At 39.0% G+C, this 15,570-nt stretch carries 26 protein-coding genes and 1 pseudogene; all 27 read right to left on the bottom strand.

All coding sequences use genetic code 11. The annotated features are described in order from the left end of the window. Positions 1-37: 37 nt before the first annotated feature. The gene (locus tag P256_RS00340) at positions 38-514 is read right to left on the bottom strand and encodes a DUF4468 domain-containing protein (protein WP_023271678.1); all 477 of its coding nucleotides are present in this window, start codon (positions 512-514) and stop codon (positions 38-40) included. A 52-nt stretch (positions 515-566) separates the two neighbouring features. Then, positions 567-806 carry a hypothetical protein gene (locus P256_RS00335; protein ID WP_040331570.1) on the bottom strand — a complete coding sequence of 80 codons (240 nt, stop codon included), beginning with the start codon at positions 804-806 and terminating at the stop codon, positions 567-569. 32 nt (positions 807-838) lie between these two features. Then, positions 839-1,282 (bottom strand): hypothetical protein, encoded by a 444-nt coding sequence (locus P256_RS00330; RefSeq protein ID WP_023271677.1) that lies wholly within the window; start codon positions 1,280-1,282, stop codon positions 839-841. Between the two features lie 3 nt (positions 1,283-1,285). Beyond that, on the bottom strand, positions 1,286-2,215 hold the full coding sequence (locus P256_RS00325) for a phage tail tube protein (protein WP_023271676.1): 930 nt from the start codon (positions 2,213-2,215) through the stop codon (positions 1,286-1,288). 76 nt (positions 2,216-2,291) lie between these two features. Then, on the bottom strand, positions 2,292-2,615 hold the full coding sequence (locus tag P256_RS00320; RefSeq protein WP_023271675.1) for a hypothetical protein: 324 nt from the start codon (positions 2,613-2,615) through the stop codon (positions 2,292-2,294). A 196-nt stretch (positions 2,616-2,811) separates the two neighbouring features. After that, positions 2,812-3,162 (bottom strand): annotated as a pseudogene (locus P256_RS13360) (phage antirepressor N-terminal domain-containing protein); the annotation flags it as partial. Positions 3,163-3,389: 227 nt separating this feature from the next. Continuing rightward, the gene (locus P256_RS00310; RefSeq protein ID WP_023271673.1) at positions 3,390-3,785 is read right to left on the bottom strand and encodes a hypothetical protein; all 396 of its coding nucleotides are present in this window, start codon (positions 3,783-3,785) and stop codon (positions 3,390-3,392) included. Beyond that, entirely contained in the window at positions 3,782-4,201 is a 420-nt protein-coding gene (locus P256_RS00305; RefSeq protein WP_023271672.1) for a hypothetical protein, read from the bottom strand. The genes P256_RS00310 and P256_RS00305 overlap by 4 nt, the downstream gene beginning before the upstream one ends. A 26-nt stretch (positions 4,202-4,227) precedes the next feature. Further along, complete coding sequence (locus P256_RS00300) at positions 4,228-4,485, bottom strand: hypothetical protein (RefSeq protein WP_023271671.1); 258 nt, start codon at positions 4,483-4,485, stop codon at positions 4,228-4,230. Beyond that, positions 4,486-4,860, bottom strand: a complete 375-nt coding sequence (locus tag P256_RS00295) for a hypothetical protein (protein WP_023271670.1) — start codon at positions 4,858-4,860, stop codon at positions 4,486-4,488. Positions 4,861-4,865: 5 nt separating this feature from the next. Further along, the gene (locus P256_RS00290; RefSeq protein ID WP_023271669.1) at positions 4,866-5,261 is read right to left on the bottom strand and encodes a hypothetical protein; all 396 of its coding nucleotides are present in this window, start codon (positions 5,259-5,261) and stop codon (positions 4,866-4,868) included. Between the two features lie 231 nt (positions 5,262-5,492). Then, positions 5,493-6,512: a hypothetical protein gene (locus P256_RS00285; protein ID WP_023271667.1), complete on the bottom strand. Its 1,020-nt coding sequence runs from the start codon at positions 6,510-6,512 to the stop codon at positions 5,493-5,495. A 3-nt stretch (positions 6,513-6,515) separates the two neighbouring features. After that, a complete protein-coding gene (locus tag P256_RS00280) occupies positions 6,516-7,196 on the bottom strand; it encodes a hypothetical protein (RefSeq protein ID WP_023271666.1) in 681 nt (226 codons plus the stop codon). An 80-nt stretch (positions 7,197-7,276) separates the two neighbouring features. Continuing rightward, entirely contained in the window at positions 7,277-8,296 is a 1,020-nt protein-coding gene (locus P256_RS00275) for a minor capsid protein (RefSeq protein WP_023271665.1), read from the bottom strand. Then, positions 8,280-9,743 (bottom strand): DUF4055 domain-containing protein, encoded by a 1,464-nt coding sequence (locus tag P256_RS00270; protein ID WP_023271664.1) that lies wholly within the window; start codon positions 9,741-9,743, stop codon positions 8,280-8,282. Before P256_RS00270 ends, P256_RS00275 begins: the two co-directional genes overlap by 17 nt. A gap of 9 nt (positions 9,744-9,752) precedes the next feature. Beyond that, positions 9,753-11,003 (bottom strand): phage terminase large subunit family protein, encoded by a 1,251-nt coding sequence (locus P256_RS00265; RefSeq protein WP_023271663.1) that lies wholly within the window; start codon positions 11,001-11,003, stop codon positions 9,753-9,755. Further along, the gene (locus tag P256_RS00260; RefSeq protein WP_023271662.1) at positions 10,993-11,460 is read right to left on the bottom strand and encodes a terminase small subunit; all 468 of its coding nucleotides are present in this window, start codon (positions 11,458-11,460) and stop codon (positions 10,993-10,995) included. The genes P256_RS00265 and P256_RS00260 overlap by 11 nt, the downstream gene beginning before the upstream one ends. A 48-nt stretch (positions 11,461-11,508) precedes the next feature. Further along, positions 11,509-11,733 carry a hypothetical protein gene (locus tag P256_RS00255; protein WP_023271661.1) on the bottom strand — a complete coding sequence of 75 codons (225 nt, stop codon included), beginning with the start codon at positions 11,731-11,733 and terminating at the stop codon, positions 11,509-11,511. Positions 11,734-11,779: 46 nt separating this feature from the next. Further along, complete coding sequence (locus P256_RS00250; RefSeq protein WP_023271660.1) at positions 11,780-12,268, bottom strand: NinB/YbcN family protein; 489 nt, start codon at positions 12,266-12,268, stop codon at positions 11,780-11,782. Between the two features lie 46 nt (positions 12,269-12,314). Beyond that, positions 12,315-12,590: a DUF968 domain-containing protein gene (locus P256_RS00245; RefSeq protein WP_023271659.1), complete on the bottom strand. Its 276-nt coding sequence runs from the start codon at positions 12,588-12,590 to the stop codon at positions 12,315-12,317. A 25-nt stretch (positions 12,591-12,615) separates the two neighbouring features. Then, positions 12,616-12,831 carry a hypothetical protein gene (locus P256_RS00240; protein ID WP_023271658.1) on the bottom strand — a complete coding sequence of 72 codons (216 nt, stop codon included), beginning with the start codon at positions 12,829-12,831 and terminating at the stop codon, positions 12,616-12,618. A 61-nt stretch (positions 12,832-12,892) separates the two neighbouring features. After that, positions 12,893-13,066, bottom strand: coding sequence for a hypothetical protein (locus P256_RS13255; protein ID WP_023271657.1), 174 nt, complete (start codon positions 13,064-13,066; stop codon positions 12,893-12,895). 17 nt (positions 13,067-13,083) lie between these two features. After that, positions 13,084-13,305 carry a hypothetical protein gene (locus P256_RS13190; protein ID WP_023271656.1) on the bottom strand — a complete coding sequence of 74 codons (222 nt, stop codon included), beginning with the start codon at positions 13,303-13,305 and terminating at the stop codon, positions 13,084-13,086. Positions 13,306-13,675: 370 nt separating this feature from the next. Beyond that, the gene (locus tag P256_RS00235) at positions 13,676-13,894 is read right to left on the bottom strand and encodes a hypothetical protein (RefSeq protein WP_023271655.1); all 219 of its coding nucleotides are present in this window, start codon (positions 13,892-13,894) and stop codon (positions 13,676-13,678) included. A 726-nt stretch (positions 13,895-14,620) separates the two neighbouring features. Further along, a complete protein-coding gene (locus tag P256_RS00230) occupies positions 14,621-15,118 on the bottom strand; it encodes a hypothetical protein (RefSeq protein ID WP_023271654.1) in 498 nt (165 codons plus the stop codon). A gap of 9 nt (positions 15,119-15,127) precedes the next feature. Next, on the bottom strand, positions 15,128-15,412 hold the full coding sequence (locus P256_RS00225; protein ID WP_023271653.1) for a PDDEXK family nuclease: 285 nt from the start codon (positions 15,410-15,412) through the stop codon (positions 15,128-15,130). Next, positions 15,405-15,551 (bottom strand): hypothetical protein, encoded by a 147-nt coding sequence (locus P256_RS13185; RefSeq protein ID WP_023271652.1) that lies wholly within the window; start codon positions 15,549-15,551, stop codon positions 15,405-15,407. The genes P256_RS00225 and P256_RS13185 overlap by 8 nt, the downstream gene beginning before the upstream one ends. Between the last annotated feature and the right edge of the window lie 19 nt (positions 15,552-15,570).

Genomic DNA, 15,570 nt, shown 5'->3' with positions numbered 1-15,570 from the left:
AAACCCGCTGTAAAAGCGGGTTAAATTTAAGTTTAAATTACCATTTATCAGATACTCCAGACTCCTGTGCCTGAAAACTATCTATAACGTCATTAAAACGATTTTTGACTAATCTATCTGTAATAGGGTCATCAAGAGGCACATTATTGTGTAGTGCATAATTCATATTCTGAAAAAGTAATCTTGCTCTGTGGTCTTGTATGTCTATAGTTAGAGTGAATCCGATGTGAGCTTGAGAATAACCATAGCACTCCAGTTTTCCTACCTGACTATCACATTTAGGAGAGGTTGTCCCTTTTACAATCAATCTCCCTTGATCTTTGTTCTCATACTGCAATACATCTTTTGATGAATTAAAGTTTTGAGCTACCCACTGTTTAGATTTTTCAAATATTTGTGCTTTATCCCCACTAAGATTTTCTAAGACTTTTGAGTAATCTTCTGCATGGAATCTTTCAGCGAAAGCACTACTAACCGTAAGAGAAATTAAACACCCTAAAATTATTTTTTTCATATTCACTCCTAATTATTAAAGCAAATATAAGGCATTTTAAGACTGAAGACCACTATTTAGCAGTCCTCGCATCTTTCAAAAACTTATCATCTAAGGCAAAGATACTCTCTACAAATACCACTGTTTCAATATCACAGCCATATACCTGAAAGTACGCCTGAATATCTTGTAGTGATAGATCAAGAGGTATTGCTTCGATATAACGACGTGAACGAGAAATAATGTTAAACGCACCTAAAATATAAGATGCGGTAAAACTTGGCTTGATTGGCTCAGGAGCTTTAAGCCCCAAAGCCTCACGTTGTTTTCTCTGATGCTCAGTCGTTATTCCGTACTTTCGTTGCTCGTAGAGTCTGAGGACTTTCCCACTTCTTCAGCCAGCTTGGTTGTACGATCCTTTTCAAGTTCAAATGCTTTATTGATAACAAAGGTCGCTATCTCTAATGACTCTTGCGTTTGTGTGCAGAGAATCTCAGCATTTTTAGCACTGTATTCAAACGGCTTGTTCGGCTCTGCATCAATACCAGTCCAACCAAGCAACAAATGAGAGATTGCACGATTAAAGGCTAACTTAGAGCCTTCTGCTGTATCATCTGTAATTGCTTTTGCACCTTGCAGCTCTTGTTCGGCTTGCATGTTATTCAGCTCAAGTGCACGGTTAAATGATGGCTTATTTGAACTAGCAATGAGCAGTCGAACCCCATCTTTATAATCACACCAAACTTGTGAGAACTCAGCTTTAGGCGGTTGTTCAATCTTAATCAGCATGTATTAACCTCCTGTTTTAGCTAACGTACGTGTGATGGTTGGTGACACTTTGATATGGTTATAGTTGATGCTGACGTTAATCATATCTTCTGCACCACCATCAGGGTGATTGGCTTCTGCAACCTCAAGCTGTGGGAAGTCAAAGGCGTACTTGTTCCCTTTTGGATCTGCAATTTCAAAGTGTACTGGCATCGTTGCACGGGTTTTGATGTAGTCGATATAAGTCGCTGACTGAGCAGAGAATGAATACGATGTATTCAATGTAATATCGACCATCTTTTCTAAATACGTTTGAGCAGATAGTTTCTGATTACCAATACAACGGATTGCTTCAAGGTTGTTATTAACGGTCAATTCGGCAGATTGCAGACAAGCTGTACCAACAACACTCTGACCATTTACAGTCAATGCACCTACATTTAGAGCAGATACGATGACAGAATCAGCGACAGGTTGAGGGTTGGTTACAGGATTTGCTGAGGCACGTTCAAAGTCAGTACCCATCAAGTTGAACTTTGTTGAAATCTTACCTGTGGTTTGAATACTGAGTGTTGCTTGATTGAAGCGCACACCACGGTAAATAAAGACCTGACCAATATCATCAAAGACTTTGACGAATGTGAATGTCTTACGTGTATTACCACCAAAATTCAGCACATCATTGTTCCAATCGTTCATTGCAACGGCTGATAAGAAATCATCAAATAGAAGTACAGACAATTCGACTTCTAACGTACCTGTAATTTCTGATTCAGTGGCCATACCACCTTGACGAAAGCGTGTATCGACAACACTATCAGATTTTGCAGTGGTGACGTTCTCAGTCAGACCATCATTAACACGACGTACGGTTTTCCAAACTGGTGTGCTTGGGGTTGTGCCTGGTGTATCTTCAGCACAGTAATAAAGTTTAATACGAGCACCACTAGACATGGCTTACTCCTTTTTTAGATGTAAAAAAACCACCTGAGTGGTGGTAGATAAAATTAAACACCGACGGTGTGAGGGTTTAACGTTGATTGAGTGTAAGAATAAACATGATACTGACTAGAAATAAGAGGAAGTAGAATGATCTTTTCCAGTAAAGACCTTTCGCAATCACTAGGGCGACATCATCTTCCCATTTTTGAATTTGGTCTGCTGTATCAGTTATGAATTTGCGACTATCCTGCACTTCTTGTTTTAATTTTTTGTTTTCGTGCCAATTATCGACAAGCATTTTTCGTTGATCTTTGATCCGAGAAATTACCTCTGCAACAAGCTCAGCGTGAGTCATAATTTCAAGCTCTTGACGTATATCTATATATTCGTCATCTTTATCAATATCTGACATGGTATCAATCCCCTAAATCTAAAAGACCAACATTTATTCTTAGCCAATTATCTCGTCTTTTTTCATTAATTTTCTTTTCGCGTTTTCGGGCGTGCATACCTAAGCTAGAGACAGTAGCTTTAGCTTTGGATAATTTGTCATCAAATTCAATTTTATTAAATTCATCAAATGCCTTTCTTTGTGCATTTAATTTACCTGTCCAATAGTCCCACAAAACATCATCACATTCGTTCTGATACTTGATAATGGTATCTTTTAATTCTGGCTTAACCTTATTTGGGCTTATAGTCATCATCCAACCGAATAATTTTTTCAATGGTAAGCATGTCATTAGTCGTTGCTTACCATCTTGAGCAACCATCATGATTTCCGTGATAGTTGAGTTGAACCTATTTTTCAGCTTTTCATGCTGAGATTGCCACGCTAAACCCATACCTTCAACGATTGGTTTCATCGGTGTATATGGCTGTCCATTGTATTCAATAATCAATAATTCAGCACTATGGAATGGTACTATCATTGGTGTGTAATTTGATTTTGCATTCATTTTTTATGCTCCAACTGCTCATTAAAAAAGAACACTGGCAAGAAGATAAAATGAGCAGTCAAAGGACCATCTTCTGTTCGGGGATCAGCCTAGCCAGTGGTGAATGCCTTTTTACAGGCACTAAAAAAGCCAACTTGTTAGGTTGGCTTCGCAAAAAAGATTATGTATTTCTGTCAAGTTTTATTCGAGCAGTTCTAGTTGTAAAACTCACTTATACAACTAAAAGTTTAGTTAATACGATAAGGCACCCGAATATATCGCATGACGAAATCAGTATTCTCATCTTGTACGACTTCACCATTTAGGCATTCGAGTTGCTCTATTTGGTAATATTCCAAATGACTTAGCCAAGCATCCACTAAACTATTTAGCGCATTTAACCCTGTATTGGGTCGTGCATAGCATGTAATTTGAATGATTGATGTTCTGCGTGTCTGAGGGCTATCAGCAATACCACTAATCAGCGATTGACTTGCAAGAATATCAACCGAACACCACAGACCGCTTGCTGGAACTGTAAATGGCTGTTTGCTTTGTGGGTATAAGATACGACTTTGATCTATACCAGTGAATTGACTCACACGCTCAAGTAAAGCGGTATGAGCCTGTGTGAGTGTCATCATTTATATTTCTCTTGTACGAGTTGGAATGTAAGACTATATAAGCCTTTGGGTGCTTGCTTTGAGTAACCATTAATCGTTTTAACCGTTTCAGGCTTTTCAGTGAATGTACCGTATTCAATTTTCATTGCCTGTGGTGCATTGGTTTGAATATATACCGTGGTAAATGGCACAAGACCATTAAGCTTAGAAATCCCTTTCGAGATAGTCGCTTGTCCAGTCTTATCGGCATTATTCGGATTATAGTTATAATCAGGTTGTCCAATACTCAGATTATGAGAGCCACGAAATACACCCTTATCTACAGGTGATTGGGAAACAATTCCTGTCAAAGCAGTTAAGGCAATAGCTCGTTGTCTTTCAGTGAGATCAGATTCGATCATCTTTGAAAATTCACTAGGATTTAATGTCCAGCCCATGAATATCTCCCAAAGTAGCTAAAAAATTACCCATAAACAATTTTTACTTTGCCAAAGAGAATTTCATTAATTGGCTTGCCATCTACAGCCAACATTCTTCCATCTACTGTTAGCTTATGTTTAATTAATACACCTTTGAGACTATCGGCATAATAAACGTGTGTGACTTCATGGCCATCAAGAAATATTTGTTTAATTTGAGCTTTAGACATAACACGTACATGCTCTACACCATCTTTATTGGTTGCCTCTTGGATTAAATCCATATCATCAATATATAACATCTACGCTCTCCTTAACTGAACTTTCCAAATACTATCCGTTGGGTCGGCACCAATATTAATAATCTTAAAATTACCCTTACTAGTTACCCAAACATCGTTTATTTGAGGTTCTGCCGTAACTTCATTCTGCAGAACTGTAGCCTTTGCATCATCAGCCTGATAATCACTCGGCTTTACTAGGTCTTTTTGATACGAGCCAAATAACACCCCACGGCCTTGATACGTCACGGTTTGCTCACCTTCATATTGCTCAGTGACAGGATTGTATTTGCCTGAGTAAGTCACTTTTGAACAGGTAAAGGTATCCACTGCATCTGACAGCTTGGTATTAAATGCCTTACCTAACCGACTTTGAACCTTATCTCGAATGCCCATATCAATCACCGAAATACATTAAATGCGAGTGGATTTGATCTATAACTAGAAAGTAACGCAAGGGCGAACTGCAAATCATCAGGCAATAGGCTTTCGTTTTCTGTATTAATGCCGGCGTATGTTTCCGTTGTTTCAACACCATCCGCTTTCACCATGCTTGATAGCACAACACCTGAATTTTCTTTTTGTGCAAATAGCTGTCCACTACTTGCTACCGATGCAATGTAAGCACCTGCATTGATCATATCTTGAGGAATATTTTTTGGATCAAAGTTCGCAAGACGCAAACTTGTCATGTATGCATTAGCTTTCAGGACTGCCTTATTTTTTGTTGCTTGGTCGCTTGCCCAACTGCTCCCGAGAACTTCGTCCACTTGGTCGCTTGTGATGAAGGTCGTCATTATTCTCTAACCCTGCCTGTGCTTTATTGGATAAAACAGGCTCAATGCGAACCTGTTCTTTAATTACATTATTTCTCATGCTGAAGGCTTCGTTTGTGCTGCTTGAAGTGCAGCAACTTGCGCTTTGAGTATATCGATCTGTGCCTGTAAATCAGCCGTAGAATGAGGTAGCCCCTTAGCCATGATATTTACTCCCATAAAAAAGCCCCACATCATGTGAGGCATAAAAATTTAAGCAACTTTCGTTTCTAAGAACGCCAATGGAACAAGCTTGCGCTCATATTTACGTTGCCAGTTCGCAGCAAGTGCTAAGTCAGATAATGATGCAGATTTTTTGCCATTATCAGATGAGCCATTACCGCTGATCGTATTTGAAGTGAATGAATAACCAAGTGGATGGATTAAGACCGTTTTACGTGTCCAAAGCTTCTCAATACCACCACCATTACCTGCGGATGCGTCACGTTGGTATTCCAATGGATTCTCTGGAGAACCATCACCATAACCAATTGATCCACTACCAAAGAGTACACTTGTAAATACACGATCTGCACCCTGACCTGTTACAGTCATTCCATCATCAACAATGATTCGTGAACCTTGGTAAGTTGCAAAAAGCGTGTTGTTGTCATTATCACGAATAAAGTCGATTAGACCTTCTTTACGCATTTGACCATACACATAAGAATGTACACCGATACCAGCAAGCGTACCTGTACCCAATGCATCACCTAGTGTTTGTGTCGCATCAATAAATGCACCAGCTTCAAAACCTTTTGGCGCAGTGATAATCATATCGCTAGCACCATTTAACACATTTTCAGCTTTAATACCGAGCGTTGTTGCAATGAGACGCTTTGAAATCTGACGCTGCCAATAATCATCTAAACGTGAAGCGATAGACTGTAGAGGGTTTTTCGAAGTAAGCTCGACTGTTAAATCTGCTTGTCCAAAACCATCGTTAAGATAAGCAACACGGCAAAACATTTCATCTGTTTGCACAGCTTTTGTTTGTGCAATGTCAGTTGCTACATCATTTGAGTAGTTTGGCTCTTGGCTTGCATCAATTGGTTTCCAGTATGGGATTTCTGCAATTGATGATGGGCCTGATGCAATTTCTTGTGCATAAGGTGTTGCTGTTAGGATACCTGATTGGAAAAACGCTGTTTTCTCAACTGGATCTTCTGTTAAATACGATGCAAGAACAGGAAGTTTACCTGTGATGATCGAGTCGATTGTATTAATTGCCATGGATTAAGCACCTTTTACTAATTGATTGAATTTTTCAGGGTTTTGTTTGTAAAGTTGAGTACGTTCTTCGTCATTCATTTCTTTGAATGGTTTATTTGTCGTGCCATTTGAACCTGTCGCACCACCGCCTGTAGCAAGACTTCCGCGCACCAATGAGGCATAACGAGGATTGCTTTTAAACTCATCGGCAAGCTGATCTTCTGAACTAATGGTTAATGTCCCTGCATCGTCTGTAACACGCACCACGCCCTCGGAAACTTTGAGGCGTTTTGAGATAAATTCAGAAATGATTTCAGCGTTAGGGCCATCAGCAATTTTTCCTGCAATACGATTGGCTGTCGCTTGAATCTCTCGCTGTTCATTTTTTTGAATCAATGCTTGGTATTTAGATTCTTGCTCTTGAAGCTTTTGCTCATAAGATTTGGAAAGCTGCTCAAAATCACCCTGTTTTTTTGCGCGTTCTTCCGCTTCTTTTCGAGCCTGTTCTTCTGCAAGACGACGCTTTTCTGCTTCAGCTTTCTTTTCATCAAGTAACTTTTGATGACTTGCTTTAAGCTCTGCAACATCTTCTTGCTGCGGTAGACCATCTACCTTCAGAACATATTCTTCACCGCTTTGTTCGTAGAGTTTTTTAAGCTCCTCAGAAAGTGCAGCAAATTCTTCAGCATTGATTTTGTATTTCATGATTTACTCCAAGTAATTTTGTACCCGACCATCAGGCATAAAAAAACCACCTCGAAAGGTGGCGTATTTCTTTGTTTAAATTAGTTGGCAAGCCCTGCACGTTTAAATGCTTGAGGCTCTTTTTGTTTAAGCTCATCAAGTGTCAGCGTATTACCGTCACTATCAATAAACTTATCCAGTGTCAGATTCCCATCTTTGAATAACTTTGCACGTGTAGGCCCTAATACATCTTTCTGAAATGATGACGGCTGTTTTGCCAGCCAATCTTGATATGAAGTCTTTGCACTGACTTGCTGTGTTCCATCTACTCCAACCGCAGGGCGTTTAAAATCAACATCAACTGCATACTGTTTTTTAATCACAGGAACCAATGTCGATCTACAACGATAATGTGCTGGTGGTTTGATGGGTGAATCTAAGGGCAATATTTCTTGATCTCTTGCTTGGCATATTGCTGAGGTTCGACTGTCGAGTGTCGATACCCAACGCCAACCATCTAAAATATCGCTATTGGCTTTGAACGTGTCTAATCGTGCTTCAGTCGCTACATGATTGGTAAGTGTTAATGCGACTGACTGTAGCTGTTGCTTGTATTTCGTAACACCATCATTAATACGTTTGGCAATATCATTGATATTCTCATCATTTGCACTGCCTAAATGTATTTCAGAAATAATATCGGCTGACTGCTTAATCCCTAAAGATTGCAATGCGCCTGTGATATTGATGCTTTGTGTACCTTGACCAACCTCAAGCTTGAGTGGTCTTGTCGCAATATCATCTACATTCGCTGATTGAACACCAACATCAGGTTTTGTTTCCTGGTTAAGTAGCTTTTCATTAAAAGATGCTTCGTAATTCGCAAAATCTGAAAACAAATCAATCCCACGATCATGCATCTCTTTGTAGATTGCATTCAAATCGTCTTGTAGCTGTTTTAATCTTAACTCTTGTGAATAACCATCACCAAAGTCAAAAAGAGCTAATTTAGCCGCTTTAATGGCTTTTTCTAGATATGGAACGAGGTCTTTAAACAAACCATTCCCATATCTCAGAATATGGACCTGATGGCGAGTAACTGCATCATTCACCTGTGCCATTTGATACACCTTGATTTGCGTTTAAGCTTCCTAGTGCATCACCCTGAATCGGTGGTTCATCTTGAAGCTCAGTATCAATTTCATCATCACTTCGATCAGCATCAAGTAAATCTGCTTGTCGCAAACTTGTTCTAATGTCTGACTTTGCAATAATGCCTTTTTGCCACAACTGAATTTGTGCCAAGATATCTTGTGCAGCCATTGTTTCAGGAAAGAACTCTTGATTCAGCCAGTACGTCACATCATCTGCATTACTATCGCCTTTCATGTAAAGCAGCGCATCAATAATCGCATTTTTGATTGCATCAGATACATTCCCTGCAACTGTACCTAATATTGAATTATCACTTGAATAACGAATGCGAACGGCTTCGGCTGTTTCTGCTTGCCCTGCACCTTGAACAATACGAGCACCAATCATTAACATTTGGCTTTCTTTTTGCTCCATGAGCTTTAAAGCAAGCTGTGATTCTTCTGCTTGAACAAGATTAGCTTGCCCTTGTTTACCTAGTGAATAGCCTGATGTAGATCCGACCTGGATACCATTTGGATTCCATTTCTCAAATTCATCTTGTGCAATATCAGTGGTAAAAAACAATGTCGGCTGTGATGAAATAAAACCTGATTCTTCAACTGTGGCACTGTTCCCATAATGCAGAATATTTACTTCTGCCAAGTCCTCTAAAGGTGCTTTATCAATCGTAGAGTCATTATCTTCAGAGCCAATAAAATGAAATGGAATGTGATCAAATGGCTTACCGTTATAATCGGCAGGTATAGAATCCACAATGGTTTCACCATTACGAAACAATCTATGTCGATACACACCATTTTCTAGCGTTAAAGCCCGATACTGAAGCTGAGTTGTAAATGTAAACCCATCGTCTGCGACATCCGTATAATTCTCCTGAAGCACAACAAGAACAAGACAGCTCACACCGTTAATTACATCTTCACGCCAGTTAATAATGTTATCCGCGATATACAGATGCATATATGCTTTTTGCCCATCTGTTGCAGCTTTTACAGTATTAATAATGTTCGATGTATCAATCGTTGCATAGTCTGTAAATATCCCTGCTCGACCTGACTCTAAAACCTCACCCACGCTACGCTTTGCAAGTTGTTCTAGCTGTTGCCCATTACCACTTGCATTGTCTTGCAGATACGATATTTCATCGGGCAAACTAACTTCTGCTGTCTTACGAAAAACCGCACCAATCAAACCAACTTTCGTACGTGCTGTGACGTTTAAGAACATTGCTCGTTTAAGCAGTGCATAGTATCTAGCTTCGTTTCGATCGCTTTTATCATCAGGATTGGGCATAGGCAGATAAATTATACCTTGTGCCTTAATCGCTTTAGACCCTTTCACACAGTCTCTAACCAAAGTCCATGCTGCCTGAGCCTCAACATACTCAGGTCTTTGAAATTCATAATTAGCCATAATAAAAACCTAAAATGAGAATCTGACAGGCACTTGAACCGTTTTCTTAACAATCGGGAATCGTTTAACAACGTAATAACCAAACGCATCTAAGGCATGATCAAAACCGCCTTCTTTATCAGGCATACCATGCTTGTCATACGCCTGTTGTTCTAATGCCTCTGTAAGATTTGGACACTTATCCGTATTTACAAATAATCGTCGTTCGCCTTGAGCATTAAGGATCATGGCATTACATGCATTCAATCTGTCCTTAATTGCAGGGTTTGTACCATCAACAACCAATGAGAAGCCTGCTTGTCTTAAAATGCTGTGGTCAGATTCACTACTGTTCTTAGATGATTTCGCTTGCCCTGCCGCATCTGGATAAATCGTAATATGATGATTGGGATATCTTGTTTTGATTAACTCAGCCATTGCAGGCGTATCCCGGACATTAACCAATTCATCTACCACGTAAGGCAAACCATCACGAACCACAAAAACTACTGCTGCCATTTTTAAAACGTTGAAGTCCATGCCGATATGCAATGGCTCTTTATCAACAATACTGACATCACTGTGATTCAATGTACGATTAAACTCAGGATAAACAGCACCACTCGTTAAATTGACAAAACGCCCTTCTAAATAAGCATCTAGCAACTGTGGTGGATAGGATTCTCTTAAACCCTCAATATAACTTTCGGGTAAATATGGATTAGATCGCGTTGGTGCTCTATAAAGTACATATTTGCTACTGGCTTTCTTTTCCCAGCGTTCATAACAGAATCTAAAACCTTCAGGTGTTGTTCCCACTGCACAGGTATTTGCAATCTTATTCGGCTTACGTTGACGGCATCGAGCAATAATCTTGTTCCATGCATTCTGAGCATGTTCAGTTTTTAAAGTATCTAGCTCATCAATGACAGCATCTGCAATTTCAAAACCTACAATCGAGTCGGCATTTTCCATACTGCGACAAACAATTTCGCCATACCCAGCAATATAAAAAACCTTTTCAGCCTTGTTCAACTTAAAACTAAGTCCGCATTCTCTAAGCAATTCAGAGATACGTGGAAATGCAATCAATCGAATAAGGTCATGTGTCGGTGCAAAATAGCCTTGGTTGAGTTTGGGATAAGTCAACTTTTGTATAATCAGGCGCTTGAATAGACTTTCTGATTTCCCTGCACCAAAACCACCAACAAATAAGGGATATTGTGCTGTACTAAATACAAAGTCATCTTGTGGAGCGGTAAGCGTGAAGTCAATTTGCATCTTTCCCCACCCTAACAATGTTTATCTGAACTGTATTGTCGCCATCTTCATTGTTTTCTGCTTCGATTTTAGCAATCTCTAATTCATGCTTTTTAGCAACTAATCTTGAAATTCGATCTAAGCCAAGTATTTTAGCTTTTCCCATTGTTGCTGCAATCATCACATTAGCTTGGGGTCTGCGTGTTTCATCACCTTTAGCGGCAAGTCGAGCTTGTTCTAATTCATCAAGTAGCATATCAACTGTGATGTTATGTCTTACTTGGTGATGTGTTCTTATTTGCTTCAACCTTACCGTAATCTTACCGTTCTTGAGCAATTCACTTGCTTTGGTATTTACTGTGCCCTCACTCATTGAATCCGCATCGTAGGCTTGTCGATACGCCTCCGAAGCGTTCCCCAATTCAATATAGAGTTGGCAAAATTGTTCTTGCTTCGGAGTTAATTTTAACTCCGTCATGTTTATATCCTGTAGGTATTAAAAAACCACCCGAAGGTGGCTGTGTCTTTAGTCTCTATAATCTCTCACTAGAGCCCATACATATGATGGGTCCGGATCATAGTTATTTTTCTCCCATTCAAACTCTGACGGTACTCCACCTCCGTACCATATGACTTCTGCTGTTTCGGTACCCTTTTGTATACCATAATTTACATAATATTCTTTAGGTTCAACTTTATATAATTTTCTAACTGTATTCTCTAAAGCTTCTTTTTGTTGAGTAGTTGGCATTGGTAGTCTCAATAGTACTGATAAATCATAAATAACTTATTTGGATTTAATAATCAACCGCCCAACGCAAATCATCAGGTGCTTCTAAATACTTCCCCTGCAATACACAAAAATCATGAATGTTATTTAAGTACTCGCTCATTTGAGCCACTGTCGCTTTCGTTGTACTGGTCATACGAATAACATGCTGAGCTATTGCTTCGTACTCTTCCTGCTCATTATTTTTAAGCTGCTTTATCGCTTGGCACATCTCAGCAAATTCAGCATCATCTCGGTTATATATCCCTATGAGAAATTTCTTCTTAAAATAGAAATGCTCTGAGTCTTTATCCGATCCAATATGTTTAGACCACTCATTGAGCCATTTCCAGTACAGTCTATTTTGCGCTGCACTTCGATCTTCTTGTTTAGTTGATATCTTAACAATGAGAGGTGTCTTATTTTCTAAAGCTTCTTCTCTATTTCTGCTTAAGCAGTCTTGAACTCGTAACTGATCAGTATGAGACTTAATGACGAATGTTTGTTTTAGATCCATCGTCATTTCCCCACGTTTAGTTACCCATAAAACTACAAATTTCGGACTAGAATATTTCTGTCTCGTTCATCGATAACATCCGATTCGTCTTAGCCAGCATCTGCTCAAACCACAACTTCGACTCATCACGTTTCATACTTGAGTACGTGTCGAACTCATAATGGCACTTATGGCAAAGCGGTATCGTGTATTCATCACTGGCCTTAATGCCTCGACCTTTCCCATGCTCAGTAAAATTACTATGTGCTGCTTGAGAGTAAGGACTACCACACTTCACACAAGGCAATGATCTAACCGCGTTTAAACGTTGATTACTTCGCATAGTTGCTCGTCCTTGAGCTGTTGGATTAAAGAAACTTAATCGCAAGTGTTAAGAGTTCAGACTTAGCATCGGGACCTAGCAGATCAACACCATGTTGGATGAAGCTGTAAGCTTTTTCTAAATCTTCAACACCTTTTTTGATTACACCTTCTGCTTCTGTTGCAATAGTTGTAATTGTGCTTTCTGTAGATTGCTCAGTTGTTGGTTGTGCTGTTTGTGGTTGTTGCTCTAAATTAGTCATGATGACTTCCTTTTGTTGGGGTTTAAAAAACTGCATGAAGAATGCGAATATGCTGAGTATCTTAGTGAGCATTGATCTGTTCTCTAATGTTCGCTATGCACTTCTTGAAATAGGTAATCTTCTTGTCTGTATGAATTAAATCGTCATAGCCCATTAATTCACGAGATAAGCTTTGGTACTTGTTGAGTTCTGCTTGGTATTTTTTTAAGTGCTTACGTGCTTCTATGATGTTCATAAGCACTCCTTTATTTATTAATGTTTTCCTAGTCGACGTGCATATAGACGACGTTTCTTTTGACCAATACGGTTGAAGCTTGGCTTATTTGGTTTATGGAAAAATCGAGAGTTTAAAAAGACTGGACTTGGTGATGGCATTGAATACCCAGCAGCCATCGATCTTCCTAATCGGCCAAAACTTTCCACGATCATTGAGCAAGCCAAAGATAATCGACTCATAAATAAACTTTTACGCATTGTTTTAACTCTATGTAGGAGAAATTGTCGGCAATAAAAAACCGCACAACATTTCTGTATGCGGTATAGTTTTGAAAACAAATAATTTGTAATCAAAATGCTCAGTATTCTTATCGACCTTATTATTGATCTAATCGATTTTATATGGACCTATATATGGCGTAGATCCATTTCTCTACTCGTTTTGATCATACTTTGCATGATAGCGATTGCTATAGTAGGTCATATCATAAAAAACCCCGCGATTTGAGCATTGTTAAGAGGCTTGCAGGGTATGGTAAAACGAACTGTTTGGTATTTATGAATAGTTAAACACAGAAGAAATACTTCTTAGTTGAATGTCTACGCTATCGACTAGATAACTTATTAGTTATTTTTGTAATTCATGAATAAATGAGGCAAAGAGGACTGCATATATCCCAAAAACAACCACACAAAATAAAAAGATTCTAAATGCTTTATTCCACTTATTACTTTTCTTTCGTTTGAAATACGCTATAACAGCAAGTAATAAGAAGAATGGAGCTAAAAATACTGAAGCTATCCCACCATCGACTAACGCTAAAAACATGATATCGTTCGCTGTCATTTAAACACTCTTCTATTTGTTCTTATCAATAATTTATAACGTAAAACACAGCAATAATTCAAGGCTGGGATAACTGTCTAAGATGGAATAGTAAACTGTACCTTTATTCAAATAACTTGGTGGCCTTATATTTCGACATATTAGCTCGGCCACTGCTAATACACCGCTACTCACAATCACATCCGCCCTACATGCATGGCTAACTTTACTTGCTTTCGATTCATTAAGGTGGGCATACCAATAACCCTAGTTCGGGGTTTTACTCGATGGCATGTTCTGTAGGTGGTAAATCTACAGGCAATAAAAAAGCCCACATAAAGTGAGCCTATTTGTTCTCCGCCCACTGCTAAATCACGGTGCAACCTTTTCAGGCGCTTGGATATCCAAGCCAAAACGGAGTAGATGATCGCAACCCAATTAAACCACTAAGTATAATTAATAATACGACCATCTTAGTGGAAATTATAATACGATATTTAAATTATTGGAATAACTTCAACGTACTCATTCTTGACATCCTCCCCGACCTAAAGGACGGGGTTTTACGGCTAAACTGATAAAACACGCGCATAAAAAAAGGCTAGCCACATGATCGATCTAGCCTATAAACTCGCTCGCCTAAAATGAGTAAAAGACGAGTATTTTGGGAATGACTATCTAAAGCCTTAGTGAATTACTATAACTTCGTTCACTATAGCACAAATATAGCAGTTGCCTTGCGCAAGGTCAACTACTGAATGGGATAAATGGATGACGAACATGTAAAGCGGCCAAACCACACTTAACATCTTGTCTAGCATCATTTACAGTTTTATCGACTGCAATTTCTGACCATGAATTCCCATAAAAATAACGATCAATCACAGCATCTAACCATTCATCTAATATTTCAGACTTACCCTGCATATCTAAAATTAAATGCTGTACTGCTCTTGCTTCATCATCAGTAATATTACATTCAAACTTACTTCTTCTAGGCTTAGGAGTATCCAGATCACTGACCATATAGTCTGCAATAACTTGTCTTTGCTTTTTAACGCCCAGTTTAAACTTCTTACGTTTAACTACAGCCTGATCCATAGCTACAGCAATTGGATTGATACTTTTCCCACAAGTGCCTGAACTTGAATATTGCCATGCTCCAAACTGATATAACCACTCTTCTAGACTGTACTTAGACCAATCCATTACCTGCATAATATGTCGTTCAGCAACTGCGTTCATCTCTAACCCTTATCCTTTTTGTATTACTGTTATTGCTTGATCTACACTCTCAACCACGTAAACCCGACCTCGCCATGTTTCATGCCATATCACCTGATCAGGTGTTAGCTTTCTACTTGATTTTGGCTTACTTCCATCCTTCACTTCGAGTAGGTAGTTATTGTTCCGAAATCCACACAACAAATCGGGACAACCTCGACCCACCGAGTGCAAGTGTTCTACTGTGCACCCGATCTGACGTAATGCCTGAACAATCTCTGTTTGATTGGCATCGACTTTGGCAGCTCTACGCATCGTGCCCCCATATTTTTAGTGCAACGATACCTCCAACTAAAATTGCTACAACCAAGACATAAAACATAATTTCTATATTCGTTTGTGGTTTACAGCTCGTCATGAATAAGAAAAGCATTACTGCAAAGAAAGTAGGCATTAAATTGCCTCCTTGTTTG

Source organism: Acinetobacter nectaris CIP 110549 (assembly GCF_000488215.1).
GTDB lineage: Bacteria > Pseudomonadota > Gammaproteobacteria > Pseudomonadales > Moraxellaceae > Acinetobacter > Acinetobacter nectaris.
Note: the sequence above shows the minus strand (reverse complement) of the source record. Positions and strands in the feature narration are given on the sequence as shown.